This is a genomic window from Nocardia sp. NPDC055165, from assembly GCF_053606985.1.
Map to the genome: position 1 here is coordinate 228,618 of NZ_JBSGSS010000009.1, position 26,238 is coordinate 254,855.

Consider the following 26,238-nt stretch of genomic DNA (forward strand, 5'->3'; position numbering starts at 1 on the left):
ACCGGGTGGTGGGTTGACGCAAGCGGTGGCGCGATCTCGGCGGGCGCTTTCAGGATGATCGGGTCCGCTCGAGGTACGCCTGTCGTCCGACCGGGTCGAAAGCGCCGTAATCGGCACCACCGACGAATCGTTTGAGGTGCCACATGATCTGCGCGGGGATGATTTCCTCGAGCAGGCCGATCGGGGCGAGGTATCGGGGAACGGTCACCTCGCCTCGGCCGTGTTCCGCGCTGTCGACGATGGCAGCGGCGACGGTTTCGGGTGTGAGGGTGGGTTGTAGGCGAAGCAACACCCCGGCGGTCAGGTCTGTTCGGGTGGCGGCGGGCATGACGGTGGTCAGGGTGACGCCGGTTCCGGCGAGTTCTGCTCGGACGGCCCGGGAGAGGGCGACCACGCCGAATTTCGACGCGCAGTAGGTCGCGATACCCGGGGTGGTGACCTTGCCCGCCATCGAGGACACGTTCACGATGTGTCCTCGTCCACGTCGGATCATGTCGGGTAGGACGAGGTGCGTTCCGGTCAGTACCGCTCCCAGGTTGATCGCCAGCTCACGCTGTAGCGCGGCGAGGTCGTGATCGACGAAACGGCCCATCAGCTGGATTCCGGCGTTGTTGACCAGCATATCGATGGGCGCTCGCTCCGATGCTGCGCGAAGGAATTCCTGGAAGCTGGCTTCGTCGGTGACGTCGAGGTAGCGCGCCTGGGCACCGAGTGTCTCGGCGGTTTCCTGGGCGGCGGCGAGGTCGCGATCACCGATCCAGACCGTCGCTCCCCGACGGGTCAGTTCCGCGACAGTGGCGCGGCCGATGCCGCGGGCGCCACCGGTCACACAGACGTTGGCGCCGTCGAGCCCGATCACAGCGGGCTGCCCACGGGGTGCCGCAGGGCGAAATAGGCGATGAGACGGATCTTCTCGGCCCCGGTGAACAACAGTGCGCGGCCGAGGTATACGCCGGGCGTCAGTTCCACGATCTCGTCGCGCGTCTTGCGGATCGGGAAGGTGCGAACGCCGGGGTTCTTGTGGTGTGGCACGCCATAGTCCAAGGCGCGCACTGTGACTCGCGGCTCGATGAGACCCCGGTCGACGGAATGGTGGAAGTGGAACCCTTCGGCCTCGCCGCCGACCATGCGGAGTCCGAGGTAGCCGAAGGTGACCAGGGGCATCGCCAGCAGCGCGATCGGGGACAGGCGATTCGATCCCGTGCCCGCCGCCAGATCGAAGGATTTACCCCGCCACGTCGGGTCGACCTTCATGAGCTGGTTGGCGAGTGCGGCTTCGGGAATGCCGAACAGCTTCCCGACGATCTGGCCTTCGAGCTTGCCGTCCAGATCGCGGGGTTCCACGCCCGCGCCGAAGAGCTGTGACAGCGCGTCGTGGTCGTCTCGGCTTCCCAGCGCACGGAGGTAGGACCACGTCTCCGTCCGCGCCCGAGTCGGGCTGTGCTCGGCCAGCGCGCGGAGCTCATCGAGCATCGCGGTGGCGTTCGGCAGGTGTTCCTCGGGCATCTCGACACCCTTCAGGTCTGCGGTCATCACTCGACTTCCGATCTGGTACGTAGTGGTACCTGAATCAACTGGTACGAAACTGTGCCAGAATTGCTCGACGGATGTCAACGGTGAACCGGCTGTCGCGGAGGTGGGAGAATGCTGCGCGTGTCCTCAGCCGGTAAACGCAGCTACGGGGGAGAGTCCGCACCGGATCGCGTCCGGCGGCGGCGCTCCCAGTTGATCGATGCGGCCCTGACTGCGATGGCCGAGAATCGGTGGCGATCCGCGACCGTCGCGGGACTCTGCGTCGAGGCGCAACTCAACAAGCGGTACTTCTACGAGAGCTTCGTCGATCTAGACACGCTGGCGAGCGAGGTAATCGATGAGGTAGCGGTGGAAGTGGGTCAGGCCGCTGTCGCCGCCTACGTGGACTCGATCGAGCTGTCCCTCGCAGACCAGGCGCGCGCCGCGGTCGATGCGGTGGTCGGCGCGTTGGGGACCGACCCGCGGAAGGCGCTGGTCCTACTCGGCGGCGTGGCCGACAGTCCTACTGCCCATGCTCGGCGAGCAGAGGCGATGAAGGGCCTCACCGCGATTCTCATCGGCCATGCCCGCAGCGTGCACGGTGTCGAACTGGAAAACGACTCGCTCGCCGCGAGTGCTCCGGCCTTCGTCATCGGCGGAACCGCCCAGGCGATCCTGTCCTGGGCGGAAGGGACCGCGCCCATCGACCGGAGCAGCCTCGTCGAGGACATCGCCTCGCTGTGGCTCGCCGTGGGGGAAAGCGCGGCGGGTATCGCCCGCTCCAGGCTCGAAGCACCAGGGCGGCACTGAGTCGGCGGTCGGCTACCTCACCGTCGACTCGTCGTGGTCCTGTGTCCGGTCCGGCGGCTTACGCCAGACCGACACATGGTTCTCGCTGTCGTCGGTGAACGGAGTACCGAGCCAATCCGCGCTCCGTCGCTCCAGCGACAACCCGGCCAACTGCGCCATCAGATCGCACTCCGCGGGCCAGACGTAGCGAAAGTGGCTGACGCCGTAGGTCACCGTGCCATCCGGACGGTGTCGGTAGTGATGCGATGTGCCCTGCTGAGTGCTCAGGTCATAGGTGTCGAATCCGGCATGGTGGCTGCCCACATGGAACGGCACCGCCGCTTGCCCGGGCGGAAACCGGCGGATGCCCGGAACCCACAGCTCGACAACGAATCTGCCGCCGGGTGCGAGATGCCGTGCGGCATTGCGGAAGCACTCGACCTGCTCGGCTTGGGTTCGCAGATTCCCGAGGCTGTTCCACACCAGGTACACCAGGGAGAATTCGCCCGGCACCCGGCTCGAGGCCATGTCGCCGATGATCACCGGCACCTCGGGGCGCTTGCGGTGCAGTTGGTCGACCATGTGCGCGGACAGCTCTATTCCACTCACGTCGACGCCCTGCTCGATCAGCGGAATCGCGACGCGGCCGGTCCCGATGGCGAATTCCAGCGCGGCACCACCGTCTGCCGCGTCCGCCAGGAACCGCACCGTCGGATCGAGCGCTTCGGGCGTGCGCATGAAGGCCGAATCGCGGTCGTAGCGTTCGGCCTGTGCGGCATCCCACATATCGCTGCTCACCACACAGCCGACCTTGCCCTCGGGAACCGGATGCCGCCACTCATTTTCGAGATTCGTGCCCAGACTCGGCTGACTGTCTTCAGAGGTCCACCTCGAGGACGGGGGAGTGGGCTCGTGACGAGCACGTGGTGAACATGCCGTCGGCGCGTTCGGCGTCGGTGAGGACGTCGTCGCGATGGTCGGGTTCGCCGGCCAGTACCCGCACGACGCATTCCCCGCAGATGCCCTGCTGGCACGAGAAGGGCGCGTCGACACCGTTGTCCAGGAGGACATCCAGCACGCTGTGGTCGTCGCCGACGAGGTATTCGGCGCCGGTGGAGGCCAGGCGGACCGTGAATCCGGCCTCTTGCGACTCGGTCGGCGCGGTGAGGTCGGTGCCGAATCGTTCGGTGTGCAGTGCTGTGCGCGGCCAGCCGAGGGCTTCGGCTTTGCCTACGACGTAGTCCATGAAGCCGTCCGGCCCGCAGACGTAGACCGCGGTGTCCGGTCTCGGATCGCCCAGATCGCGGGTGATGTCGAGCAGTAGGCTCGGGTCTTCGCCGTCGAAATGGAACCGGACGCGGGGATTCGCGGACAGCTCGTCGAGAAAGGCCGCGCGAGAGCGGGTTCGAGCACTGTAGTGCAGAACGTAGTCGGCCCCGGTCTGCTCGAGGTGCGTCAGCATGGCCAGCAGCGGTGTGATTCCGATGCCGCCCGCGATCAGTACATGGCTGCTTGTCTCGGCGAGCGGAAAGTGGTTGCGCGGGGGAGAGATCCGCACCTGTTCGCCCACCGTGAGCGCGTGCATCGCCCGCGACCCGCCGCGCGAGTTCGCGACGTTCAACACTGCCAGGCGGTATCGGCCAGGCTCGGGCGGTCCGCACAGTGAATACTGGCGGACCAGGCCCGAACCCAGGTGCACATCGACGTGGGATCCCGCTGTGTAGGAGGGGAACTCGGTGCCGTCGACCGGGGTGAGTTCGAACACCGCGATCTCGGAGGTCGCCGGGGTGCGGGCATGGACCACCGCATCGATCCAGGTCACGGGGCTGCCCCGGTCAGACACCGGCCGCAGGCACCGCTGCCACGGTTCCGTCCGCGGCGGCTGTGGCGAGGGTGAACAGACCAGCCTGGGTGTGTCTCACCGGCTCCTCGATCAGACTCACCCCCTGCGGATCACGGCCCGCCTCCACGTCGTCGATCATCGTCCGCAGCAACCGGCGCAGCAGCACCACGCCACGGTCCGTCGTCGCCAAGGTCTCCTCGGAGTGCAGCGCGACCGGACCCTGCGAGGTCATCACCTCGCCGTCGCCGGGGAAGCGCTGACGTTCCTGGTCGGTCAGCTCCCAGGAGTTCTTGCCGTCCTGGGTGATGCCGAACAGGAACCGTTGCACGCGTGCGGGATCGCTCGCGCGGATGGAGAAGAACGCGCGATGGCGGGTGTCGTCGATCGGGACCGCCCAGATCACCATGTCGGCCTTGGTATCCGGGGTCAGTTCGACCCAGTCCGGCAGCACTGTGGCATTGGGCAGGTGCAACTCGGCGCCCCAGACCCGCTCGGTCCGCACCCCGTCGCGCTCCTTGTCCAGGAACCGGACACCGTACTTCGCCCCGAAATCGGTGCGGTCGTAGCTGACGCGGCCCGGCAGGGTGTACGGGTCGAAGAAGTCCTCGGGGAAGCCGGTGGTGCCGGTGCCGAGGAACTGGTAGCCGCTGTGCTGGGAGTGCAGCCAGTTGATGTGGACCGGGTCGATCGTGTTCTCGTAGATCAGCAGCCAGTGGAAATCCTGCTCGGCGCCGGTGACCGACAGTCCGGGGAACGGCCACTCGGCGAAGTACTGCTCACCCTCGGCGAGGTCCTCGAGCACGTCGTAGCGTGGCAGCACGGGCTTGCGGTCGGGCGGGCCCATGTAGACGAACACCAGCCCGTAGCGTTCCTCGACCGGATACCACGGCTGACGCGCGGCATCGCGGCGCTTGCCACGATCGGGTTCACAGGCCTGCTCCAGGCATCGCCCCTGCACATCGTATTTCCAGCCGTGATAACCACAGCGCAGCCCGTCGTCCTCGATCCGGCCGAAGAACAGACTGGCACCGCGGTGCGCGCAACGCTCGAAAACCACCCCCGCGCGGCCGCTTCCGTCCCGGAAGACGACCAGATCCTCGCCGAGGACACGGGTGCGATGGGGTGCTTCGGCGGTGAGGGTGGCTGAAGTGGCGATCGGGTGCCAGTACCGCCGCAGCGCCTCGCCCATCGGTGTGCCGGGGCCGACCTCGGTCAGGCGTGCGTCGTAGGACGGAGCCTTGCGGCCGTACCCGGTACCGGTGTCCACCGTGGTTCGTTCGGTCATATCGGTCTCCTCCGCGTGCGAAAGACGTTGTGCTGGCCCGTTATCGGAGCGCCTGGATGATCCGGGCGAAGGCCTCCATCTCGGGTTCGAGCACGGTGTAGTAGGTCAGGCCGAGGGTCTTGCGCCGTTCGCGCAGGGTGTCGGCGTTCTCCTCGGGGGTGCCGAACAGCAGCGACGGCAGCTCGGCGAGCTCGTCGGGCGTGAGGTCGAGCCGGTTCTGCCAGACGTCGGTCACGCCGTCGGTCGCGCCCTTGGGCAGCACTTTGTGGATGGGAATGTTGAACTCCACCTGGTCGATCCGGTCGCCGAGCAGCCCGCGCACGTAGTCGATCCGGTCGGTGACCTCGGTGATGCCACCCAGCTTCAGCCCGTCGCCGTCGCGGACCTCGGTGGTGCCGGTGAAGGCGATGATGTCGGCGTGGGCGGCCGCCAGCCGCAGGACCCGTGCCCCGCGACCGGCGATCAGGATCGGCGGGCCGCCGGGCTGTTCGAACCGGGCGTACTGGTCGAGCTCGGACTTGGGTTTGCGGAACTCCGCGACCGTGCGCTCCAGCTGGGAAACCCGTTCGCCCGCAGTGGGAAACGGGATGCCGGCCGCGTCGAACTGCGCGCGGTCGTAGCCGGCGCCCAGCCCGAGTTCCACCCGGCCGCCGGAGTAGCGGTCGACCGTGGCGAGGTCGCGGGCCAGCACCGTCGGATGGTAGAACGCGGTGTTGAACACCAGCGTGCCGATGCGGATCCGCTCGGTCGCCTCGGCGGCCAGCAGCAGGGTCGGGATCGGGGCGGGCATGCCGAGGTGGTCCGACACCGAGATGACGTCGTAGCCCAGTTCCTCGGCCTTGCGTACCTTGGCGATCCATTCGGCCCTGGTGGACGGGGTGAACAGGCAGAGACCGAAGCGGAACGGTCGGTCGTACAGGGAAGTCATGACGCTCCTCGCGAGCTCATTCGGTGGCGATGTTGTCGGCGATCTTGGCCAGGACCGCGTTCGCGGCGAGGAATTCCTCCTCGGTGATGCCACGCAGCGATTCGTCGGCGTGGGCGTTCACCAGAGCTTCGGCGCGCTCGTGCGCCGTCTCGCCCGCGGCGGTGAGTCGCAGCGTCGCGTCGGAGATCTCGACCCAGCCGCGGCCGACGAAGTCGTCGACGATCGGCTGGTAGGTCTGGGCGCCGTCGGAGACCAGGAACGGCTCGAACGCCGCGTCGAGTTCGGCGACGCTGCCCAGACCGATCTGCAGGGCGTGCAGGATCTGCCAGTCCCGGCGGGTGAGCTTCTGCTCGTGCAGCAGCGCGCCGGTGGCGACGTCGAACTGCTGGTGCAGGTGGAGCAGCCAGTACCCGATGCGCTTGGTCGTGTTCTTCTGGAGCATGACGAGCCTCTCTGTTGTCGAACGTCGGCTACTGCTGCCAGCCGCGCGAGTACGGGATGACCCAGTACAGGTCGAGGGCGATTCGCGCGAACCGCCACCGGCCGCCCTCACGGACGTACTCGTCGGTGAACTTGCCTGCCACGAACGAGCTTTCGGTGTCGAAGACGACCTTCTCCTCGAAGAACGACACTCCGGTGGCCCGATCGCCGAGGATCTCCACGTCGTGCCCGTGCAGGAACTGCTTGACCAGCACCTGACCCGCCGGGCTGTTGTCCTCGATGAGCTGCGGCAGCCCGGCGAAGTACGCCTGGATGGCGGCTCGACCGTCGGCTTGGCCCAGATGGCGGTAGTCGAGATAGGCGTCGGCACTGAACAGTTCGCCGACCTGGTCCCATCGGCCCTCGTTGATGTAGCGGGGTAGGTCGTGGCGCAAGGTGTTCAGCGCGCGGACGGCCTCGAGCGTCTCGAGTCGTTCGGTGAGCTGCTCGACCTGTTCGACCAGGTCCAGGACTTCTGACATCGCTGTGACACCTCTCGTTCCGTACACGTACCGGAGCGGACTCCGGGAAAACCGCGGCCACCGTGTTTCTCCGGCCGGGCTGGAATCACCATTGCACGCGATATTCAGAGGTCACAAGTCGCGTCGGAAACCCTGCGGTTCGACCGTAGGTTTCGACTGCCACGCCCGCAGGGTTCGAATATCGCCTGGACGGTCGCGCAAGTGTTGTGGAGACATCGGTGACATTTCGATCATGGCGTCGTAAATCGAGCGAGTGAATTGTTTCCCAAGTCACCGGAACATATTGTCACCGATGTCTCCGAACAATTCGCCTTGCCATTGCGGGCGAAGTTCTGTGTACGCGAGATCGGGCCGGACTCGTCGCCGAGTCCGGCCCGATCTCCGGCGGTGGGCAACCGTGATATTCAGCCCGGGCCGTGGCCCGCGGCGACCCGGCCCGCGACATGCCGGACATCCCGGTGCGAGATGAGCCACTCACCCTCGTACTGCTCGAACTCGTCCTGAACCAGCCCGATGACCACCCAGTCAGCCGGTCGGCCCACATCGGTGGCGGCGGTGCTGGAGAACCAGTGCCACACGGTCGCATAGGCGGTGAGCAGGGGTTTGTCGCCGTTCCACTCGATGGTGGCCTGCCCGATGACATGGGCGACCAGGGAGCGTTGCGACTTGGGCACCCGGCTCATGTGATCGGTGAACTCGTCACGACCGTGGAACAGCACCGGCGGGCCGGGCATGATCCGGTACTCGATCAGCGCGTCGGGGGTGAAGCACTCGCTGAACCGTTCGCTCTCCTGTGTGTCGGCGATCCGGAAGAATTTGTAGAACGTTCGGAAGATCGCCCGCTCCGCTTCGATCGTGGCGAGCAGATTGTCATGTACAGCGGTCACGTCGGTCCTTTCTCTGCCGGGCGACAACCCATCGCGCGGCGCGCCGTTCGGTAATCGACACGATGCGAAGCTAGCACGGTGCTCGATACCGCCCGATGGCGTACCGCACTATTCGGTGCGACGATGTATTCCGAGCGAGGTGATCCGAATTGTTGACCGGGTATTTCAAGGTGTGAAATGTTTCGTCGTGTCGCCCGCCGTGAGTCCCACGTGAATCCGGGCAGTAGACAGAGGAATTCTTGCGTGAGCAGTGTTGTGCGTTCGAAGTCGATTCGCTGTGCCGTGGCATCGGCGGCGGTGGTCACCCTGTTCACCGGTGCCTGTGGCGCCGGTGGCGAGCAAGGCGGCGATGCCGGTCCACCGAGATCCGGCGGCACGCTGAAGTTCTCGGTCGCCTCCGACGCGGGCTGTGTCGATCCGCAGCAGGTGGGCAGCAGCGACACCCTGTATTCGCTGCGCGAGACGGTCGATTCGCTGACCGACCAGGATCCCACCACCGGCAAGCCGGTGCCGTGGCTGGCACAGAGCTGGGAGGTGAGCCCTGACGCCAGGTCGTTCACCTTCCGGCTGCGACCCGACGTGACCTTCAGCGACGGCACCCCGCTGAACGCGCAGGTGGTGAAGGCGAACTTCGACGCGATCCCGAAGCTGGGCGCACTCGCCATCCTGTCCAAGGGCTATATCACCGGCTACGTCGGCACCGAGGTCGTCGACGAGCACACCGCCAAGATCACCTTCGAACAGCCCAACGCGCAGTTCCTGCAGGCGACCTCGACCGCCGCGCTCGGCCTGATCTCGACGGCCGATGCCGCGAAGACGCCCCAGCAGCGCTGCAGCGACGGCGTGATCGGCTCCGGACCCTTCGTGCTGTCGAAATACATGCCCAACCAGTCGATCACGATCAGCAAGCGGGTCGGCTACGGGTGGGGCTCGCCGCTATGGACCAAGCAGGGCGAGGCCTACCTCGACTCCATCGAGTTCACCGTCATCCCCGAATCAGGGGTCCGCGCCGGCAGTGTGCAGTCCGGCCAGCTCGACGTCGCCACCGGTCTGGGCCGCGCCGACGAAGCGGGGTTGAAGGCGTCGGGCATCTCCCTGCTGACGCGATCGCACCCGGGCGCGGTATTCAACCTCGGCCTCAACAACTCTCGGCCGATCCTGCGGGATGTGCAGGTGCGCAAGGCGATTCAGTCTGCGGTCGACCGGCGTCAGATCGTGGAGGCGGTCTTCGCCAGCGGGACCGTGCCCGCGACGGGCATCCTCTCGCACACGACTCCCGGCTACACCGATCTGTCGGCGGATCTGGCCCTGGATGTCGCCCGGTCCAAGTCGCTGCTCGACGCGGCCGGCTGGCAGGTGGGCGGTGACGGCATCCGGCGCAAGGACAACACCCGACTGAGCCTGACCGTGGTGTGGTTCAACAACTCCCAGAACACCCGCGCGGCGCTGGAACTGGTGCAGCAGCAACTCAAGGTGGTCGGGGTGGAGTTGCAGCTGCAGGAGCTGCAGGTCACCCAGTTCCCGGCGCTGCTCGGTTCCGGTGACTTCGACGGACTGTGGGGCGGTGACCTGAGCCGGGCCGATCCCGATTGCCTGCGCACGCTGTACTCGACCCAGCAGGTCAACGCCTACCGGCTCCCACCGAGCGAGCTCGACGCGCTGCTCACCGCCCAGGCGGCCGAAGCCGATCCGGCCAAGCGCGCACCCCTCGTGGAGCAAGCCCAACAGCTGGTCGTGCGCAATGCGTATGTGATCCCGGTGGTGGAACTCGAGACCGTGCTCGCGGCGGCGCCGACCGTGCACGGCCTGACCTTCGAGTCGTCGAGCCGGACCCGGCTGCACGACACTTGGCGGAGCTGAACCGGCATGGGACGGTACGTGTTACGCCGTCTCGCCCAGGCGGTCGGGGTGCTGTGGGCGGCGTACACCGTGTCGTTCTTCGTGCTCGAATTCCTGCCGGGCGACCCGGTGTCGGCGATGGCGGGCGGCGGACTGAACTCTTCGCCGGTAGATCCGGCCGAGCTCGCCGCACTGCGGGCACAGTACGGCTTCGACAAGCCCATCGTGGTGCAGTACCTCGACTATCTGGGCCGGGCGCTGGTCGGCGACTTCGGTGATTCGGTGGCCACGGGCCGGTCGGTGACCGGCACGATCGCCGCGGCGCTACCGCCGACGCTGCAGCTCACGGCGGCGGCGCTGGTGCTCGCCGTGCTGTTCGGCGGCGGGCTCGCCGTGGCGGCCACCTACACCTCGCGGCGCTGGCTGCGGCAGGTGCTGCTGTCGCTGCCGCCGCTGGCGATCTCGATCCCGTCCTTCTGGGCGGGCCTGATGCTGGTGCAGCTGCTGTCGTTTCGGATCCGGCTGTTCCCCGCGTTCGGCAACGCGGGATTGGCCGGGTTGGTGTTGCCCGCGATCACGCTGGCCATCCCGACCGGCGCGCTGATCGCGCAGGTACTGGCGAAGAGCCTGCTGACCACCCTGGACGCGCCGTTCGTGCAAACCGCTCGGGCCAAGGGCGCCAGCCGGATCCGGGTCCATCTGCGGCACGCGCTGCGCAGTGCGTCGCTGCCCGCGCTCACCATCGTCGGACTGCTCGTCGGACAGCTGGTGGCCAGCGCGGTGGTGATCGAGACGGTGTTCTCGCGCAACGGACTCGGGCGAGTCATGGCGGGCGCGGTGAGCGTGCAGGACATTCCGCTCGTGCAGGGCGTTGTGGTGTTCGGCGCGTTCGTCTTCGTCGTGGTGAACCTCATCGTCGACCTGATCTACCCGGTGCTCGACCCACGGATCGTGGTCGCGCGCCCGAGGAGTTACGCGTGACCGACACCGTGCTGACCGAGGCGGCCGTCCTCCGAACCGTCGTCGACGAGTTCGACGACGACGAGTACCGCACGGGTTTCGACTGGCGCAGACTGCCGCGGTTCCTGCTGTACCGGCCGGGTCTGGTGCTCTCGGTGGTGACGCTCGTGCTGGTGGTGCTGGCCGCGGTGTGGCCGACGCTGTTCACCGCCCGCGATCCGCTGCTCGGCGTCCCATCGGAGATCTTCGCGCCGCCCAGCGGACAGCACTGGTTCGGCACCGACGAACTCGGCCGCGACATGTTCACCCGCGTCGTGCACGGCACCGCGCTGTCGTTGCAGGCGACGGTGATCGCGGTGGCTGTCGCGTTCGTCGTCGGGGGCGCGATGGGCCTGATCGCCGGGTTCGTCGGCCGCTGGGTCGACGACGTGCTGATGCGCTTCGCCGATGTGCTGCTGTCGATTCCGTCGCTGTTCCTGTCGTTGGCGCTGGTGACCGCGCTCGGCTACGGCACCGTGAAGGTGGCGATCGCGGTGGGCGTGGCCAGCGTGGCCGGCTTCGCCCGGGTGATGCGCGCGGAGGTGCTGCGATTACGGCAGGCGGTGTTCGTCGAGGCCGCGTGGTCGTCGGGGGCGCGCTGGTACACGGTGCTCGGCCGGCACGTCCTGCCGAACGCCATCGGCCCGGTGGTCGTGCTGGCCACCTTGGATCTCGGAACCGCCGTGCTGGCGGTGTCGTCGCTGAGCTTTCTCGGTTACGGCGCGGTGCCACCGGCGCCGGAGTGGGGCTCGCTCATCTCGAGCGGCCGGAACTATCTCGCCAACGCGTGGTGGATCTCGACGATGTCGGGCCTCATGGTGGCGTTCGTCGTGCTCGCGACCAACCGGATCGCGCGGGCACTCGATGGAGAGTGGGCGAATCGACGATGACCGGGAATCTGCTGGAAGTGCGTGGCCTGTCGATCTCCTACCGCACCAGTACCGGGCGGGTGCGCGCGGTAGGGGCGGTCGATCTGGACATCGCGCCGGGCGAGATCGTCGCGCTGGTCGGAGAATCCGGCTCGGGCAAGAGCTCGACCGCGCATGCCATCACCGGGTTGCTACCGGCCGCGGGGCACATCGACGCGGGACGGATCCAGTTCGGCAGCAGGGACCTGGCCAGAGCGGGAGACAGGGAGCTGCGCGCGATTCGTGGGGCGCAGATCGGCTTGATCCCGCAGGACCCCGGTGTCTCGCTGAATCCGGTGCAGCGCATCGGCACACAGGTCGCCGAGGTCCTGCTCATCCACGGCCTGGCGACCCGGCGCTCAGCACCGGAGGCAGTGGTGGACCTGCTCGAGCGGGCCGGGATGCCCGACGCCAAGACCCGTGCCGGACAGTATCCGCACGAACTCTCCGGCGGCATGCGCCAGCGGGCGCTCATCGCGATAGCCATCGCCGCGAACCCGGCGCTGATCATCGCCGACGAGCCGACCAGCGCGCTGGACGTCACCGTGCAGCGACGCATCCTCGACCACATCACGAGCCTGACCGAAACCCTCGGCACCGCAGTGCTTCTGGTCACCCATGACCTCGGAGTCGCCGCCGACCGTGCCCAGCGGATCGCGGTGATGTCGCGGGGCCGGATCGTGGAGAGCGGGCCGACCCGCGAGATACTCGACAACCCGCGCGATCCGTACACCCAGCAGCTGTTGCGCAGCGTGCCCGGACGTGCCGGTGTCCGGGCCCGGCCATGTCGGCTGGGCGCCGAACCGTTGCTCGCGGTCGAGAACTTGGTGAAGGAGTTCCCGCTGCCACGCGCGAAGATCCGCGCGAAGATCGTCCGTGCCGTCGACGGTGTGAGCTTCTCGCTGCACCGAGGGGAGACCCTGGCACTGGTGGGGGAGTCGGGGTCGGGCAAGTCCACCACGGCCAGAATGATTCTGCGCCTTGCCCCACCGACGTCGGGGCGCGTCGTGTTCGACGGCGACGATGTGACGGCCAGCAAAGGCGCGCGATTGCGGGAGCTGCGGCGCCGCGCCCAGGTGATCTATCAGAATCCGTACGAGTCACTGGATCCGCGGTTCTCGATCCAGGATGTGATCAGCGAGCCGCTGCGGGTCTTCGGCGTCGGTGACCGCGCCTCGCGAGCGGCGCGGGCGCGCGAATTGCTCGACCGGGTCGCGCTTCCCGCGTCGACGCTGGGGCGCAGGCCCGCGGAACTGTCCGGCGGACAGCGTCAGCGGGTCGCGATCGCCAGGGCGCTGGCCCTGTCGCCGGAGCTGGTGGTCTGCGACGAACCGGTCTCGGCCCTGGACGTCTCGGTGCAGGCGCAGATCCTCGACCTGTTCGCCGAGCTGCAAGCCGACACCGGCGTGGCCTACCTGTTCATCTCGCACGATCTGGCGGTGGTGCGCCAGATCGCCCATCGCGTCGCTGTCATGCGACAGGGCCGCATTGTCGAGATCGGCACCACCGAGCAGCTTTTCGACGATCCTGCCCACGAATACACCCGTCAGCTGCTGGCCGCCATCCCCGGCACCGACCTCGTCGACGGGAGCTCAGGTACCTGACAGCAGGCTCACCACGGGCGCCAGCTCGCGCGCCGCGTCGTCGTCGAGAACGATGTAGGAGATTCCGAACTCGTCGCGAAGACGGCGCAGCTGGTCGGCCGCCTGCGCGGGCGATCCGGTGAGCAGGTTCGGGGCATCATCGGGGATCGGCGGACCGATGGTGCTCGTCGGGGTGCTGAAGCGCAGTGCCCGTTCGATTCCGGAAAGCCTTGGGCCTGCCGCACTCTCGAGCCACTCGACCTGACGGGTGAGCTGGTCGCGGGAGAAGGTGCTGAACGCGACGGTGTCGGCTTCGGTCGCGGCGAGTTCGATCGCCCGCCGCCCGCCCGCGGCGAGCAGCAGCGGCACCTTCCGCGGCGGTGCGGGAACCAGGGTCGTTCCTGTGTTCGCGTAGTGGGCGCCGGTCGCCTCGACCCGCTCACCGCGAAACAGTGCGTTGACGATGCCCACCGACTCGGCGAGGCGCTCGAACCGAATCCGGTCGGACTCGGCCGCGATCCCGAGTTCGCCGTAGCCGATGGCGGTTTGACCGGCGCCGAGCCCGAGCTGGAAGCGGCCGCCCGACACCAGGTCCAGGGTGGCGGCTTCACGGGCGACAACGAACGGATTGCGGAAGTCGTTGGCCAGCACCCACGTTCCGACCCCGAGCGTGGTCGTCGCCGCGGCGGCGTAGGCGAGCGCGGTCAGTGGCGCGGGCACCGGTGCGGGCAGGTCGGGCAGCAGCAACGCCGAGATCCCGGTGTCCTCGGCCCATCGCGCGGTCGAGGTCCATGCCTTCGGGTCGGCGGGGGAAACGGTGACGAGGCCGAATCGAAAAGGTTGGTGGCTCACGAGTTCTCCGGTGTCCCATAGGCGCGCAGGAAGGTGTCGACGGCAGCGGTGGCGACCGCGTGCATCTCGGCGGTGGAGACCTTGCGGGTGCCCAGGCGGGTGCGGCCCTCCATCGGGCCGGTGATCAGCACGAGGAACTGCTCGGCGGCGATCGCCGGATCGCTCGCGCGCAGGTGGCCCGACAGCGACAAGCGCGCCAGCCGATCCGCGAGCGCGTCGCCGAGCTGATCAGAGGTCCGGCTCACCACGACGTCCATCAGGTCGGGAAACTGCGCGACCTGACCGTAGGTGAGCCAGCGCAGCGACCGGGACTGCTCGGTACAGCAGGACCGGATCAGTCGGTACGCCACGTCTTCCAGGGTGGCGCGCAGATCCTCACCAGGATTGCGCAAGCGTTCGACCACCGCCAGATTCTCGGCCAGCACCGCATCGCTCACGGCGGCCAGCGTGTGCCGGAACAGCGTTTCCTTGTCGTTGAGGTGGTTGTAGATGGTCGGTTTGGCGACACCGGCGACCTCGGCGATCTCCTGCACGCCCGCCTGCGCGTACCCGCGGCGAGCGAAGACGACGAACGCCGCGTCCAGGATCGCCTGCCGCTTGTCGATCCGTCCACGCGAGGCCGACTGTCCGGTCGGCGGTGTTGCTACAGCCATCCTTGAACCATAGCGCAATCGCGGTCGAAGTTGCCTGGCGGGTTCATTTTTATATACCGAGTTGCGAGGTGTATGCGAGGACATTAAAGTGAACCAGCAAGTTCAATTGCTCTGTTCCACGTCGGGAGATATCTATGATGCAAACCCCCGGAGACAGGCTCGATCCGCTTGCCCGCCAGCATGTTCGCCGAGGCGGAACCCGCCCGCCGAACGAACGCGGCGCGGTGATCGGTCTCGAGGCCGAGCCGTGGCTGGAGATCCTGCAGGCACCCGACCGAAACGGGTTGACGGTGACCGAGGTGTGCCGGCGATACAACATTTCGCGCAAGAGCTACTACAGCTATCTCGCGCGCTACCGGGAACACGGCGTGGCGGGGTTGGCGCCGCGGTCGCGCCGCCCGAAGAGTTTCCCCGCCCGCACGTCGGCCGACATCGAGGCCGTCGTGGTGCGGGTCCGGCTGGACCGCCCGCAGTGGGGCGCACGCAGAATCCGGACGCACCTGCTGCGAGCCGGATCGGCCCGTGTCCCGGCCGTGTCGACAGTGCACGCGATCCTGCGCCGGCACGGTTTGGTCGGCGACGGGTCGGACCACGTGGCGCCGAACACAGCATTGACGGCGTCTGTGCCGGAGCCATCGACGACCACACACCGGACACCTAGCCACGCAGGGAGCTACACCTGATGAGCACATCGACTTCCACCCGAGACGACGCGACCGAAGCGCTGTACCCGCGGCGCTGGGCCGCGATGGTCGTGCTCGTCCTGGGATTCACCCTGGACCTGCTCAACGTCACCATCGTCAACGTCGGCCTCCCGGCGATCCAGGCCGACCTCGGGGGAACTCCGTCCCAGGTCGGCTGGATCGCGACGGCCTATCTGCTCGCTTTCGCGGCAGCGCTGATCACCGCGGCCCGACTGGGCGACCTGTGGGGCCGCAAACGGGTGTTCCTGGTCGGTTTGGCGCTGTTCGCTCTCTCCGGAGCCTGGTCGGCACTCGCGAACAGCCCCACCGAACTGATCGCCAGTCGCGCTGCCCAAGGCGCGGCCGCGGCGATCCTGGCGCCGCAAGTTCTGTCCAGCCTGTTCGTCCTGTTCCGCGGTCCCGAACGCGCCACTGTCCTGGGCATATTCGGTGTGGTCGCGGGACTCGCGCAGGCCGGCGGGCTGCTGCTCGGTGGCGTCCTGGTCACCGCGGACGTCGCCGGTCTCGGTTGGCGCGCGATCTTCTGGGTCAGCGTCCCGGCGGCCGTCATCCTGCTCGGCCTCGGCGCCTGGCTGGTCCCGGAGAACCGTGCCGAAGGTGCGCTGCGGCCACGATGGCTCGCCGCGGTCGGCCTGACCGTCGGATTGGTCGCCATCGTGTTCCCGCTGTTGGAAGGCCGCACCTATGACTGGGCGCCGTGGATCTGGCTGTTGCTGGCCGCGGGCATCGCCGCGGTGGCGCTCGTCGCCATCGTCGAGAATCGCGATGCCGTCGGCCGGGCCGGCGCGCTCTTGCCACTGGAACTGCTCCGCGCGCGCATCAGCAGTGTCGCCCTTGTTGTTCAGCTGGTCGCCTTCGCCGCCTTCAGCGGATTCCTGCTCGTGTTCGTTCTCTGGCTCCAAGAGGGTCAGGGCTACACCGCGCTGCGCGCAGGCGTCGTGACCGTCGCGTTCTCGGTCGGCGGACTGGCGGTCGCCCCGCTGGTGGGACGGCTCACCATGCAGTTCGGCCGCTACGCCGTCGTCGCCGGTACCCTCTTCGGCGCCGTCGGCACCTTGGCGGTGCTGGGCGCGGCACTGACCGCGACCACCGATGTGAATCCATGGCTGCTCGCGCCGGGGCTGTTCGTCGTCGGTGTCGGCATCAACCTGGTCCAGCCGCCGTTGACGACCTTGTTCCTGTCGACGGTGCCGACGCGATACGCGGGGTCGGCGTCGGGGATCTGGACCACCGGCCAGCAGTTCGGTGGCGCAGTGGGTGTCGCGTCCCTGAGCGCGATCTTCTTCGGGGTCGCCGCCAGTGACGGCTACCGCAGCGCTCTGACGGCGTGCGCCCTGACGATCATCGCGGCGCTGGTGGTGAGTGCGGCGCTCTGCTTCGCGTTGCCTTCACCGGAGCCCGCACCAGAAGCAGCCGCCTGAGACCTGCGGAAGACAACGTGTCTACTCGGCGCCGTGGTCGCCGAGTAGCTCCGCACGGCGTTCGTGGACCGTAGCCCGCAGTGCCTCGACGACCGCCGCGACTTCGGGGCGCCGCAGGGTTTCGCGCCGGGCGACGAGCCAGTAAGTGAGCTGGACGCGGACCTCGTCCGGCAGGACCCGGACGAGGTCGGCGTGGCGGTCGGCCATGAAGCAGGGGAGTAGCCCGATCCCCGCGGCGGCCCTGGTGGCTTCCACGTGGACGAAGACATTGGTCGAGGAGACGGATCGGCGCAGGGTGGGGGCGAAAGCGAGGGCCAGGTCGAGGTCGTCGACCTGGAGGATGGATTCGATGAAGTAGACCAGCGGGTGGCGGGTGAGTTCGGCGACGGTGGTCGGGACGCCGTGTTCGGCGAGGTAGTCGCGGGAGGCGTAGAGGCGAAGGCAGTAGTCGCCGAGTTCGATCGCTTCGGCGCGGTGGACCTGCGGTGTACCGACCACCACTTCGATATCGAGGCCGGTTCGCTGGGTGGATGCTCGCCGGGTCGCGGCGATGATGTCGACGGTGACGCCCGGATGTCTGCGCTGCACGCGCACCGCGGACGGTGGCGCGAGGTAGGCGCTGAAACCGTCGGTGGCCGAAATCCGCACCACGCCTTCGAGTGTGCGTTCGCCCGCGCTCGAGTCGAGGGATCGGACGGCGGCCTCGACGGCTTCGGCCGCTGTCAGTGCCTCGCGGCCCAGGTCGGTGAGCTCCCAGCCGCCGGTGACCCGGGTCAGCACCCGTCCGCCCATGGCATGTTCGAGGGCGGCGATGCGACGCGAGATCGTCGTGTGGTTGATGCCGAGCTCTTCGGCGGCGGTGATGTAGCGCCCCGACCGGCCGACCGCGAGGAGCACGAGCAAATCATCAGCGCTCGGCCTGCGTCCCGAGGTCGACGAAGAATGACTCACATGTGCAGTTTCGCAGATTGCTGCTGCGAAACTGGCCATTGTCACCGAGATGGATCTGCACGAATACTCTCCTCACGGCTTGTGGGCCACATCACATCGACGGCGTGATGTGGCCTGGAACATCGAAGGAGTAGTGCGATGAGCGTGCGGAACGCGATACGACCGACCGGCGACGACCCGGACGAAGCCCCCAGCGGACTGCGGCGGGTCGTGGCCGCCTCGATGGCGGGCACCGTCGTCGAATGGTACGAATTCTTCCTCTACGGCACCGCCGCGACCCTGGTGTTCAGCAAGGTGTTCTTCTCCAAGGACACCAGCGACCTCGACGCGATCCTGGCCGCCTTCATCACCTACGCCGTCGGTTTCGCGGCGCGCCCGCTCGGCGGCATCGTCTTCGGCTACTTCGGCGACCGATACGGCCGCAAGCAGTTGTTGCAGGTGAGTTTGGTGCTCGTCGGTGCGGCGACCTTCCTGATGGGCTGTCTGCCGACCTTCGCCCAGATCGGCTATTGGGCACCGGCGATGTTGGTGATCCTGCGCTTCGTCCAGGGCTTCGCGATCGGCGGCGAATGGGGCGGCGCGGTGCTGCTGGTGGCCGAACACAGCCCGAGTCGCAGTCGCGGCTTCTGGTCGAGCTGGCCGCAGGCCGGCGTACCCGCGGGCAATCTGCTCGCCACGATCGTGCTGCTGGTGCTGACCTCGACCCTGTCGGACGCGGCGTTTTTGAGCTGGGGCTGGCGCGTGGCGTTCTGGCTGTCGGCGGTGGTCGTGCTGGTCGGCTACTACGTGCGCACCAAGGTGACCGACGCCCCGATCTTCGTGGCCGCGCAGCAGTCGATGGACCAGGCCAAGGCCGCCTCGTTCAGCCCGTTCGAGGTGCTGCGCAAGTACCCGCGCGGTGTGTTCACCGCGATGGGTCTGCGCTTCGGCGAGAACATCATGTACTACCTGGTCGTCACGTTCTCGATCACCTATCTCAAGGTTCACGTGCACGCCGACACCACGACGATTCTGTGGTGGCTGCTCATCGCCCACGCCGTGCACATGGTGGTGATTCCGGTAGCTGGTCGCCTCGGTGACCGTGTCGGGCGCCGCCCGGTCTACCTGGCCGGAGCGGTCGCCGCGGCCACCTGGGGCTTCTTCGCCTTCCCGATGATGGACAGCGGCAATAGCGTGATCATCCTGTCCGCCATCATCATCGGGCTGGTGTTCCATGGATTCATGTACGCCGGTCAGCCGGCGATCATGGCCGAGATGTTCCCGACCCGGATGCGCTACTCCGGTGTGTCGCTGGGCTACCAGGTCACCTCGATCGTGGCGGGTTCGCTGGCGCCGATCATCGCGGTCAAGCTGCTCGACGAGTTCGGTTCGTCGGTCCCGATCGCCTGGTACCTGGCGTGCGCGGCGGCGGTCACCGTGATCGCGGTGGTGTGCGCGAAGGAGACCCGAGGCATCGACCTCGAATCTGTCGACCTCGCCGACGCTTCCGCCACGAAAGGTGTTCCCGCATGACCGATCTCACGGGACGCAGAGCTCTGGTCACCGGTGGGGCGAGCGGTATCGGGGCCGCGTGCGCGCGGGAGTTGGCCGCGCGCGGCGCCGAGGTCACCGTCGCCGACATCGATGGAGTCGCCGCGAAGGCGGTGGCGCACGAAATCGGCGGGCACGCGTGGAACGTCGATTTGATCGAGGTCGAGGCACTGGTCGAATTGCGGCTCGAGACCGACATTCTCGTGAACAACGCGGGCGTGCAAAGCGTGAGCCCCATCGAGGATTTCGCACCCCACCGGTTCCGCACCATGCAGACACTGATGGTCGAAGCGCCGTTCCTGCTCATCCGCGCTGCCCTCCCGCACATGTACGCGCGGGGTTTCGGCCGGATCGTGAACATCTCCTCGGTGCACGGGATCCGCGCCTCTCAGTTCAAGGTCGCGTATGTGACGGCCAAACACGGACTGGAGGGGCTGTCGAAGGTGACCGCGCTCGAAGGCGGCCCGCACGGGGTCACCAGCAACTGTGTGAGCCCTGGATATGTGCGAACCCCGCTGGTGGACAAGCAGATCGCCGAGCAGGCCGCCGCGCACGGGATCCCGGCGCAGGAGGTGCTCGAGAAGGTGCTGCTCACCGAGAGCGCGATCAAACGGCTGATCGAGCCGCACGAGGTCGCGGCGCTGGTCGGTTGGCTCGCCTCCGACACCGCGGGCATGGTCACCGGCTCGTCCTATGTCATGGACGGCGGGTGGAGCGCCCGATGACCGCAGTGGCAGCGGCACCGCAGTGGGTGCCGGACGACAACGACATCGCCCGAGCTCGGATCACCGACTTCGCGCGATTCGTGGCCGAGCGGCACACCGTCGCGGTGCCCGACTACCACGCGTTGTGGCAGTGGTCGGTCGACGATCTGGACGGATTCTGGGGTTCGGTATGGGACTACTTCGAACTCGGCGACCGCCCCGGTCCGGTGCTGGCCTCCTCGGAAATGCCAGGGGCGCGATGGTTTCCCGAGGTTCGGCTGAACTATGTCGACCAGGTGATCCGGCAGGCCCGCCCCGATCGTCGCGCGATCGTGTCGGTGACGGAGGACGGGTCGGTCAGCGAGTTGTCATGGGACGATCTGCTCGACCAAGTGGCGGCGTTCGCGCAGACGCTGCGCGGCTTGGGTGTTCGGGCAGGGGACCGGGTCGCCGGTTACCTGCCCAACATCCCCGAGGCGGTGATCGCCTTCCTGGCGACCGCGAGCATCGGCGCTGTGTGGAGTGCGTGCGGGCAGGACTACTCGGCGAAGGCGGCGCTGGACCGGCTCGGGCAGCTCGAGCCGGTGGTGCTGGTGACGTGTACGGGTTACCGCTACGCAGGCAAGCAGCACCGGCGATCCGACGAGGTCACCGAACTGCGCGCCGGTCTGCCCACGGTGGTGGCGACGATCGTGGTGTCGCAGGAGCGGCTGTCCGACACGCTGAGCTGGGCGGATGTCACCGCCGGCGGCGATCGATCCACGCTCTCGACGGCAGAGGTGGGTTTCGACCATCCGCTCTGGGTGCTCTACTCCTCGGGCACGACAGGTCTGCCCAAGGGCATCGTCCACGGTCACGGCGGGGTGCTCCTCGAGCACCTGAAAGCGATGGCGCTGCAGTCGGACATCGGTGCCGACGACACCTTTCTCTGGTACACCAGCCCGAGCTGGATGATGTGGAACTTCCAGGTCGCCGGCCTGCTGGTCGGCGCGACCATCGTCTGCTACGCGGGTAGCCCTGGCTATCCGGCCCCGGATGCGCTGTGGGACATCGCCGCTCGAGTACGCGCGACAGTTCTCGGCACCAGTCCCGGCTATGTGCTGGCCTGCGCGAAGGCAGGTGTGGTGCCGCAGCGTGAACACGACCTGACGGCCTTGCGCCTGATCGGTGTCACCGGGTCGACGCTGCCTCCGTCGTCGTCGATCTGGTTGTGCGACAACGTCGGTGCGCACATTCCGGTCGCGTCGATCAGCGGCGGCACCGACGTGGTCTCGGCCTTCGCGGGCGGGGCGCGAACCGTCCCGGTCCGGCCCGGAGAGCTGTCCGCCCCCTACCTGGGGGTGGCCCTGGAAGCCTGGGACGAACAGGGCAACCCGGTGCACGGCGAAGTCGGCGAACTCGTCATCGCCGAGCCCATGCCCTCCATGCCCGTCGGATTCTGGAAAGATTCGGACGGAACTCGGTATCGCGCAGCCTATTTCGACACCTTTCCCGGTGTATGGCGCCATGGCGACTGGATCACCCGTACCGAACACGGCAGCGTGATCGTGCACGGCCGGTCCGACTCCACTCTCAACCGCCACGGGATCCGCATGGGCAGTGCCGACATCTACCAAGCGGTGGAACAGCTCCCGGAAATCGCCGACTCCCTGGTCATCGGCGCGGAGCAACCCGACGGCGGCTACTGGATGCCCCTGTTCGTCGTGCTCGCCGACGGCATCACCCTGACCGACGACCTGACTGCCGGGATCCGCGCGATCATCCGCACGCGGACTTCCCCGCGCCACGTCCCGGACGACATCATCATCGCCCCCGGCATCCCCCGAACCCGCACCGGCAAGAAGCTGGAAGTCCCCATCAAGAAGCTCCTGCAGGGCGCCGATCCCACGACCGTCGTGGATCCCGGCGCCGTCGACGACCCCGCACTGCTCGCTTGGTACGCCCGATTCGCCCGAACATAGCTTGCTGGCGACACGCGCTGAAACCATGGTGTCGATCGGCGTGCGGCGTCACGATCTACGCAACATTCGCCGAGAAGAACGCTTGTTGTGGACGCTTGGTCATGTTGTAATCCAGATGTTTGCTGATGAATGTCGGCGGCGCTGGTTGCTTGTGCCCGAGCGACCGCCGAGACCGTTCGGAAGGGTGGGGGACGCGATGGTGCGACGCACGGAGAACAGGTCGGAGACGATCGCGGGGGACGCCGGCGATCCTCCCGTGGTCGAGTTCGCGGACAGTCCGCTGACCTCGGACCGGGTCGAACGGCTGAGTTCGGCGGCCCGCCATCGGATCGCGGCCTTCGTGCACACCACCCTCGCCGATCTGGACGAACTACCCGAGCCCTGGGTCCCACCCATCGAGGTGACCCTGCGGTTGACCGACCGCGAGCACTGAGCGCCCTTGCCGATCAGCACGCTCGCACCGAAGCGGACACGGTGCGAGCGTGCTGATCTCGATCGTTTATGTCAGCGGAAGAGGGCGGTGAGATCGACGGTGGCTGCCATTGCCGCGGCGCCCGCGTCGTTGAGGTGCATGCCGTCGCCACTGTCGAACTCGGGGCGGATGTAGTCGCGACGGTGCGGGTCGGCCACGGCGCGATCGACGTCGAAGATCGAATCGAAAACGTCGGTGGTGCGCAGCCATTCGTTGACGGCGTGGCGAGTCGGCTGGGTTTCCAGCAGCGGCATGCCGGGGTAGACGCAGCCGGCGTAGGGGCCGATGGTGGCGGCGTGGATGCGCAGTCCGGCGGCGTGGGCGCGCGCGGCCAGGTCGGTGAAACCGGCGATCAATTCCTCGGTGGTCGCGGAAGACTGGCCGCCCATCGCGCCGAGGATGAGGTCGTTGATACCGAAATTGATGAGGATGTCGGTGACACCGGGGACCTGCAACGCGTCGGAGTCGAAACGGCGTACACCGGATTCGCCGATCTCCTCGGCGGTGAGACGATTGCCGGCGATGCCGTTGTTGACGACCCATCCCGTGGTGAGGCGGGCGTTGAGAACGTCGACGGAGCGGTGATTGGCGCTCAGTGTGGTGCCGACGCCTTCGAACCAGGAATCGCCGAACGCGACGGCGACCGCCGTCGGATCGGTGACGAGCACGTCGATCCCGGTGACGAAGAAGCGCAACGGAACCTCGTGGGCACCGGTGAGTTCCACGTCCGCAGTGTGGTCGCCGGTGACGATGTAGGCGATCTCACCGGGTTGGTGGGAGAAGGTGGCCAGGCCGGTCGACGCCGGGATATACAGGCTGAGCAGCAGGTCTTCGCCCGCGGCGACCGCCAGATCGATCGGATCGCTCACGAGGTCGGCGCCCGCGTCGATGGTGACGTCCGCCGCGCCGCCGAACGTGACCTCGCGATCCGTGCCGATCGCCGAACCGGTCTTGCGCTGGGCGAGCCGGGTGGCACCGATCCGCAGCGGGGCGGCGCCGTAGCGGTTGGTCAACCGCACGCGCACCGCGTCGCCGCCGCCTGCCATGTGCAGGACGTGGCGCACGGTCTCGTCGCTGAACTCCCGTGATTCGGCGAGCTTGATCTGCTCGTTCGGGTCGATGACACCGGTCCGGAAACCGGCTACCCACGTGTTGTTCTGCATGATCTCTCCGATATTTGCCGTGCGGAATAATGCTTACGCATAGGTTTACTCGTAGGTATTCCTCATGTCAACTATCCGCATGGCAAATATCGGCTATGCTGGCGTTATGTCCGTGCGCGAGCTGTTCGACGACCCCCGCTTCACCATCTCCGGCCTGCTCTTCGAGGCGCACAACGGCCTCATCGCCAAACTCGAGCCGACCTGGAAAGCGCACGGCCTGTCGGGTCTCGACCTCAATGCCCTCCTGCGACTGAGTCGCTCCCCGGGCTGCCGCCTGCGGATGTCGGACCTGGCCACGCAAACCGAGCTCTCGACCAGTGGGGTCACCCGTCTGGTCGACCGGCTGGCCACCGCGGGTCTGGTCGAACGCCAACTCGACCCGGCTGATCGGCGCAGCGCCTACGCGGCCTTGACCGATGCGGGCATCCGCCGCCTCGAAGAGGTCCTTCCGGACTATCTCGCTGCCCTCGAGCAATGGCTCACCGGTCAGCTGACCCCCACTCAACTCGACGGCTTGATCACCGGCTTGCGCGTGATCCGGGATGCCACCAACCCAGCCGCCACCGCCCTGTCCGACCGGTCCTGAGCGTGGTTACCCGCGGTGATCTGGATTGCTGACCGGGGTAACCATCAAGGTGCTGACGTGGTTTCGAGGTCGAATCGGAGCCCCGAGCGCAGGGCTGCTGTGGCGGACATTCCGAACATGCGATGAAAGGTCTCGCTGAAATGCGAGGGTGTGGCGAATCCCGCGTCCGTCGCGGATCGGGTCAGGTCGTGGCCGGCGGCGACAGCTCTCATCGCGTGGATGACGCGGGCCCACTGTTGATAGCGGCGGAACGTGGTCCCGTACTGCTGGACGAACAACCGGAGAAAGTGCGATGTCGACAGACCGAGGGTCGCGGCGATCGGTTCGGCCCGAAACGCGTGATCCGGATGCCGACGGATCGCGGCCGCCACGCGTTCGATGCGCGGATCGATATCGGCCGGGGGACCGCCGACTGCGATCGCCAGGATTCGGCCGGGGTCCGCATCAGGTAGCCGGCATTGTTCGACCAGTTCGCGCTCGCGCAGGTGGGCGAATCCGTACGGCCCCTCGGTGGTCGTCATCTGGCCTGCGATGGCCGAAGCGGGCGACCACAGGAGCAGGATCCATTTGCCGAGGGTATTCACCCGATGCACCGCCCGGGCAGGGCTGTACGCGCTGCGAGTGAGTATTTCGCCGTGGGTGGCGGTCTCGAGGGCGAACGGCCCGTCGAGTCCGACGCTGAGCACCGCGACAGAGGTGGAATGTAGGTCGACACCGAGTTCGGGTCCGATGTACCCGGCATAGCCCGGCCTGATCCAGGCCATCGGTGAGCGGGTCGGACCACACGATTTCGCAGGCGCACCGTCGGTCACCCTTACCAGAGTATCGGTGCGCCGACCGGAACCGCGACGGCTGATTCTTCCAGGGCTCGAAGGCCGGATGGGCGCCGGTGACAAGCAGGCGGGTCGGCTTCAGGGGAGTGAATGGTACCGGAAATACGGTGCCGACCCGCCTTCAGTCCATTCGTCACCGGCGTCGGCACGGATGGGGTTCGCGAGCTGGACAGCGAAGTCCTGCACCGCAACTCGCACAGACGAGCACCGCGGACCCGGGGAGCACCGGGTCCGCGGTGAGGCTCAGGGCAGGGGAACCCAGGTGCCGAAGAACCAGAAGCCGTGCTGCGGCGCGTCGTTGTGATGCTCCGGCTGTTGCTGCGGCCGGTGCTCCTGACCCTGCCCGGGCCGCTGCTGGTCGTGCCCACCCGGATCCGCGCTCGCCACGCCCGCCGTGGCACCCAGCACCCCGAGGGCGAGAGTGCTCGCCACCGCGGTCTTGGCCACTGTCGACTTCATTCTCATGAGCGTTCCTCCTGATCTTCGATCTCACCGCCGAGATCGTCGGCCGGCCGAAGTGCTCGGCCGATAGCTGAATCTTCGCGGCGCAACCGTCGAGCCCGGTGGGACCCGGCTGGGAGTCGGCTGTGTATCGGATTCGGCGACCGCGCGCGAGCACCCCGCCCCGGCGCCGCCCCCTCGATGCAGTCGACGTTGCTACAGTTCACCAGCCGTGGTGTTCGGGAAACCGGTGTAGAACCGGTGCGGCCCTCGCCACTGTGATCGGGAGTTGTGAATCGATCCGGACGACATCTGTCATCCGGAGCCACTGGGGCCCTGCCCTGGGAAGGTGGATTCACCGCGCACTATCCCGTCAGCCAGGAGACCGGCCACGGCTACGCAGTACCCCATTCCACGAGGACCTGGAAGGCC

The 26,238-nt window shown here is 67.4% G+C and carries 27 protein-coding genes and 1 riboswitch; of the genes, 12 read left to right on the forward strand and 15 right to left on the reverse strand.

Translation table 11 applies throughout. The features are described from left to right. Window positions 1–49: 49 nt before the first annotated feature. Together ACWFRF_RS20380 and ACWFRF_RS20385 are read right to left on the reverse strand one after the other, a co-directional pair. Window positions 50–859 carry an SDR family oxidoreductase gene (locus tag ACWFRF_RS20380; protein WP_452451583.1) on the reverse strand — a complete coding sequence of 270 codons (810 nt, stop codon included), beginning with the start codon at window positions 857–859 and terminating at the stop codon, window positions 50–52. Then, entirely contained in the window at window positions 856–1,533 is a 678-nt protein-coding gene (locus ACWFRF_RS20385) for a hypothetical protein (protein WP_378707792.1), read from the reverse strand. Before ACWFRF_RS20385 ends, ACWFRF_RS20380 begins: the two co-directional genes overlap by 4 nt. Window positions 1,534–1,644: 111 nt before the next feature. On the opposite strand from ACWFRF_RS20385, the gene ACWFRF_RS20390 reads away from it, so the two are divergent. Then, a complete protein-coding gene (locus ACWFRF_RS20390) occupies window positions 1,645–2,322 on the forward strand; it encodes a TetR/AcrR family transcriptional regulator (RefSeq protein WP_452451585.1) in 678 nt (225 codons plus the stop codon). Between the two features lie 12 nt (window positions 2,323–2,334). On the opposite strand, the gene ACWFRF_RS20395 is transcribed toward ACWFRF_RS20390, so the two are convergent. The 7 genes from ACWFRF_RS20395 to ACWFRF_RS20425 form a co-directional block, all read right to left on the reverse strand. Next, complete coding sequence (locus ACWFRF_RS20395) at window positions 2,335–3,102, reverse strand: class I SAM-dependent methyltransferase (RefSeq protein WP_452451587.1); 768 nt, start codon at window positions 3,100–3,102, stop codon at window positions 2,335–2,337. 76 nt (window positions 3,103–3,178) lie between these two features. Further along, on the reverse strand, window positions 3,179–4,123 hold the full coding sequence (locus ACWFRF_RS20400; protein WP_452451589.1) for a PDR/VanB family oxidoreductase: 945 nt from the start codon (window positions 4,121–4,123) through the stop codon (window positions 3,179–3,181). Between the two features lie 13 nt (window positions 4,124–4,136). Next, window positions 4,137–5,429 (reverse strand): Rieske 2Fe-2S domain-containing protein, encoded by a 1,293-nt coding sequence (locus tag ACWFRF_RS20405; protein WP_452451591.1) that lies wholly within the window; start codon window positions 5,427–5,429, stop codon window positions 4,137–4,139. Between the two features lie 40 nt (window positions 5,430–5,469). Beyond that, complete coding sequence (locus ACWFRF_RS20410; RefSeq protein ID WP_452451593.1) at window positions 5,470–6,357, reverse strand: TIGR03621 family F420-dependent LLM class oxidoreductase; 888 nt, start codon at window positions 6,355–6,357, stop codon at window positions 5,470–5,472. A 16-nt stretch (window positions 6,358–6,373) separates the two neighbouring features. Next, entirely contained in the window at window positions 6,374–6,799 is a 426-nt protein-coding gene (locus ACWFRF_RS20415; RefSeq protein WP_452451595.1) for a MarR family winged helix-turn-helix transcriptional regulator, read from the reverse strand. Between the two features lie 28 nt (window positions 6,800–6,827). Further along, complete coding sequence (locus tag ACWFRF_RS20420) at window positions 6,828–7,319, reverse strand: nuclear transport factor 2 family protein (RefSeq protein ID WP_301907189.1); 492 nt, start codon at window positions 7,317–7,319, stop codon at window positions 6,828–6,830. A 404-nt stretch (window positions 7,320–7,723) separates the two neighbouring features. Then, entirely contained in the window at window positions 7,724–8,206 is a 483-nt protein-coding gene (locus ACWFRF_RS20425; protein WP_301907190.1) for a nuclear transport factor 2 family protein, read from the reverse strand. Between the two features lie 243 nt (window positions 8,207–8,449). Here ACWFRF_RS20425 and ACWFRF_RS20430 point away from each other — a divergent pair, with 243 nt between their 5' ends. The 4 genes from ACWFRF_RS20430 to ACWFRF_RS20445 are packed head-to-tail and all read left to right on the forward strand — an operon-like array spanning window position 8,450 to window position 13,556. Beyond that, a complete protein-coding gene (locus ACWFRF_RS20430) occupies window positions 8,450–10,066 on the forward strand; it encodes an ABC transporter substrate-binding protein (RefSeq protein ID WP_452451597.1) in 1,617 nt (538 codons plus the stop codon). 6 nt (window positions 10,067–10,072) lie between these two features. Further along, window positions 10,073–11,026: an ABC transporter permease gene (locus tag ACWFRF_RS20435; RefSeq protein WP_357372660.1), complete on the forward strand. Its 954-nt coding sequence runs from the start codon at window positions 10,073–10,075 to the stop codon at window positions 11,024–11,026. Then, complete coding sequence (locus ACWFRF_RS20440; RefSeq protein WP_452451599.1) at window positions 11,023–11,934, forward strand: ABC transporter permease; 912 nt, start codon at window positions 11,023–11,025, stop codon at window positions 11,932–11,934. The genes ACWFRF_RS20435 and ACWFRF_RS20440 overlap by 4 nt, the downstream gene beginning before the upstream one ends. Continuing rightward, window positions 11,931–13,556: a dipeptide ABC transporter ATP-binding protein gene (locus ACWFRF_RS20445; protein ID WP_452451601.1), complete on the forward strand. Its 1,626-nt coding sequence runs from the start codon at window positions 11,931–11,933 to the stop codon at window positions 13,554–13,556. The genes ACWFRF_RS20440 and ACWFRF_RS20445 overlap by 4 nt, the downstream gene beginning before the upstream one ends. Here ACWFRF_RS20445 and ACWFRF_RS20450 read toward each other — a convergent pair. Beyond that, window positions 13,545–14,387 (reverse strand): LLM class flavin-dependent oxidoreductase, encoded by an 843-nt coding sequence (locus tag ACWFRF_RS20450; RefSeq protein WP_452451603.1) that lies wholly within the window; start codon window positions 14,385–14,387, stop codon window positions 13,545–13,547. The genes ACWFRF_RS20445 and ACWFRF_RS20450 overlap by 12 nt on opposite strands. Then, window positions 14,384–15,040, reverse strand: coding sequence for a TetR/AcrR family transcriptional regulator (locus ACWFRF_RS20455; RefSeq protein WP_378994926.1), 657 nt, complete (start codon window positions 15,038–15,040; stop codon window positions 14,384–14,386). Before ACWFRF_RS20455 ends, ACWFRF_RS20450 begins: the two co-directional genes overlap by 4 nt. A gap of 134 nt (window positions 15,041–15,174) precedes the next feature. Between ACWFRF_RS20455 and ACWFRF_RS20460 the strand changes: the two genes are divergently transcribed. Together ACWFRF_RS20460 and ACWFRF_RS20465 are read left to right on the forward strand one after the other, a co-directional pair. After that, the gene (locus ACWFRF_RS20460) at window positions 15,175–15,723 is read left to right on the forward strand and encodes a helix-turn-helix domain-containing protein (protein ID WP_379316563.1); all 549 of its coding nucleotides are present in this window, start codon (window positions 15,175–15,177) and stop codon (window positions 15,721–15,723) included. Then, window positions 15,723–17,165, forward strand: a complete 1,443-nt coding sequence (locus ACWFRF_RS20465; protein ID WP_378994930.1) for an MFS transporter — start codon at window positions 15,723–15,725, stop codon at window positions 17,163–17,165. The genes ACWFRF_RS20460 and ACWFRF_RS20465 overlap by 1 nt, the downstream gene beginning before the upstream one ends. Window positions 17,166–17,186: 21 nt before the next feature. Here the strand turns inward: ACWFRF_RS20465 and ACWFRF_RS20470 are convergent, their stop codons facing one another. Then, a complete protein-coding gene (locus ACWFRF_RS20470; RefSeq protein ID WP_452451606.1) occupies window positions 17,187–18,155 on the reverse strand; it encodes a LysR family transcriptional regulator in 969 nt (322 codons plus the stop codon). Between the two features lie 99 nt (window positions 18,156–18,254). Between ACWFRF_RS20470 and ACWFRF_RS20475 the strand changes: the two genes are divergently transcribed. From ACWFRF_RS20475 to ACWFRF_RS20490, 4 genes are all read left to right on the forward strand, one after another. Beyond that, window positions 18,255–19,628 (forward strand): MFS transporter, encoded by a 1,374-nt coding sequence (locus ACWFRF_RS20475; RefSeq protein ID WP_452451608.1) that lies wholly within the window; start codon window positions 18,255–18,257, stop codon window positions 19,626–19,628. Next, entirely contained in the window at window positions 19,625–20,371 is a 747-nt protein-coding gene (locus ACWFRF_RS20480) for a 3-hydroxybutyrate dehydrogenase (RefSeq protein ID WP_452451610.1), read from the forward strand. The genes ACWFRF_RS20475 and ACWFRF_RS20480 overlap by 4 nt, the downstream gene beginning before the upstream one ends. After that, window positions 20,368–22,311, forward strand: coding sequence for an acetoacetate--CoA ligase (locus tag ACWFRF_RS20485; protein WP_452451612.1), 1,944 nt, complete (start codon window positions 20,368–20,370; stop codon window positions 22,309–22,311). Before ACWFRF_RS20480 ends, ACWFRF_RS20485 begins: the two co-directional genes overlap by 4 nt. A gap of 196 nt (window positions 22,312–22,507) precedes the next feature. Beyond that, window positions 22,508–22,744: a hypothetical protein gene (locus ACWFRF_RS20490; protein WP_452451614.1), complete on the forward strand. Its 237-nt coding sequence runs from the start codon at window positions 22,508–22,510 to the stop codon at window positions 22,742–22,744. Between the two features lie 71 nt (window positions 22,745–22,815). On the opposite strand, the gene ACWFRF_RS20495 is transcribed toward ACWFRF_RS20490, so the two are convergent. Next, window positions 22,816–23,946 (reverse strand): GDSL-type esterase/lipase family protein, encoded by a 1,131-nt coding sequence (locus ACWFRF_RS20495; protein ID WP_452451616.1) that lies wholly within the window; start codon window positions 23,944–23,946, stop codon window positions 22,816–22,818. 106 nt (window positions 23,947–24,052) lie between these two features. Here ACWFRF_RS20495 and ACWFRF_RS20500 point away from each other — a divergent pair, with 106 nt between their 5' ends. Then, the gene (locus ACWFRF_RS20500; RefSeq protein WP_452451618.1) at window positions 24,053–24,532 is read left to right on the forward strand and encodes a MarR family winged helix-turn-helix transcriptional regulator; all 480 of its coding nucleotides are present in this window, start codon (window positions 24,053–24,055) and stop codon (window positions 24,530–24,532) included. 44 nt (window positions 24,533–24,576) lie between these two features. On the opposite strand, the gene ACWFRF_RS20505 is transcribed toward ACWFRF_RS20500, so the two are convergent. Both ACWFRF_RS20505 and ACWFRF_RS20510 read right to left on the reverse strand, forming a co-directional pair. Further along, window positions 24,577–25,344, reverse strand: coding sequence for a helix-turn-helix domain-containing protein (locus ACWFRF_RS20505; RefSeq protein ID WP_452451620.1), 768 nt, complete (start codon window positions 25,342–25,344; stop codon window positions 24,577–24,579). Window positions 25,345–25,608: 264 nt separating this feature from the next. After that, window positions 25,609–25,824 carry a hypothetical protein gene (locus ACWFRF_RS20510; protein ID WP_449962592.1) on the reverse strand — a complete coding sequence of 72 codons (216 nt, stop codon included), beginning with the start codon at window positions 25,822–25,824 and terminating at the stop codon, window positions 25,609–25,611. A 184-nt stretch (window positions 25,825–26,008) separates the two neighbouring features. Further along, window positions 26,009–26,214: riboswitch (cobalamin riboswitch) on the forward strand. The last annotated feature ends 24 nt before the right edge of the window (window positions 26,215–26,238 follow it).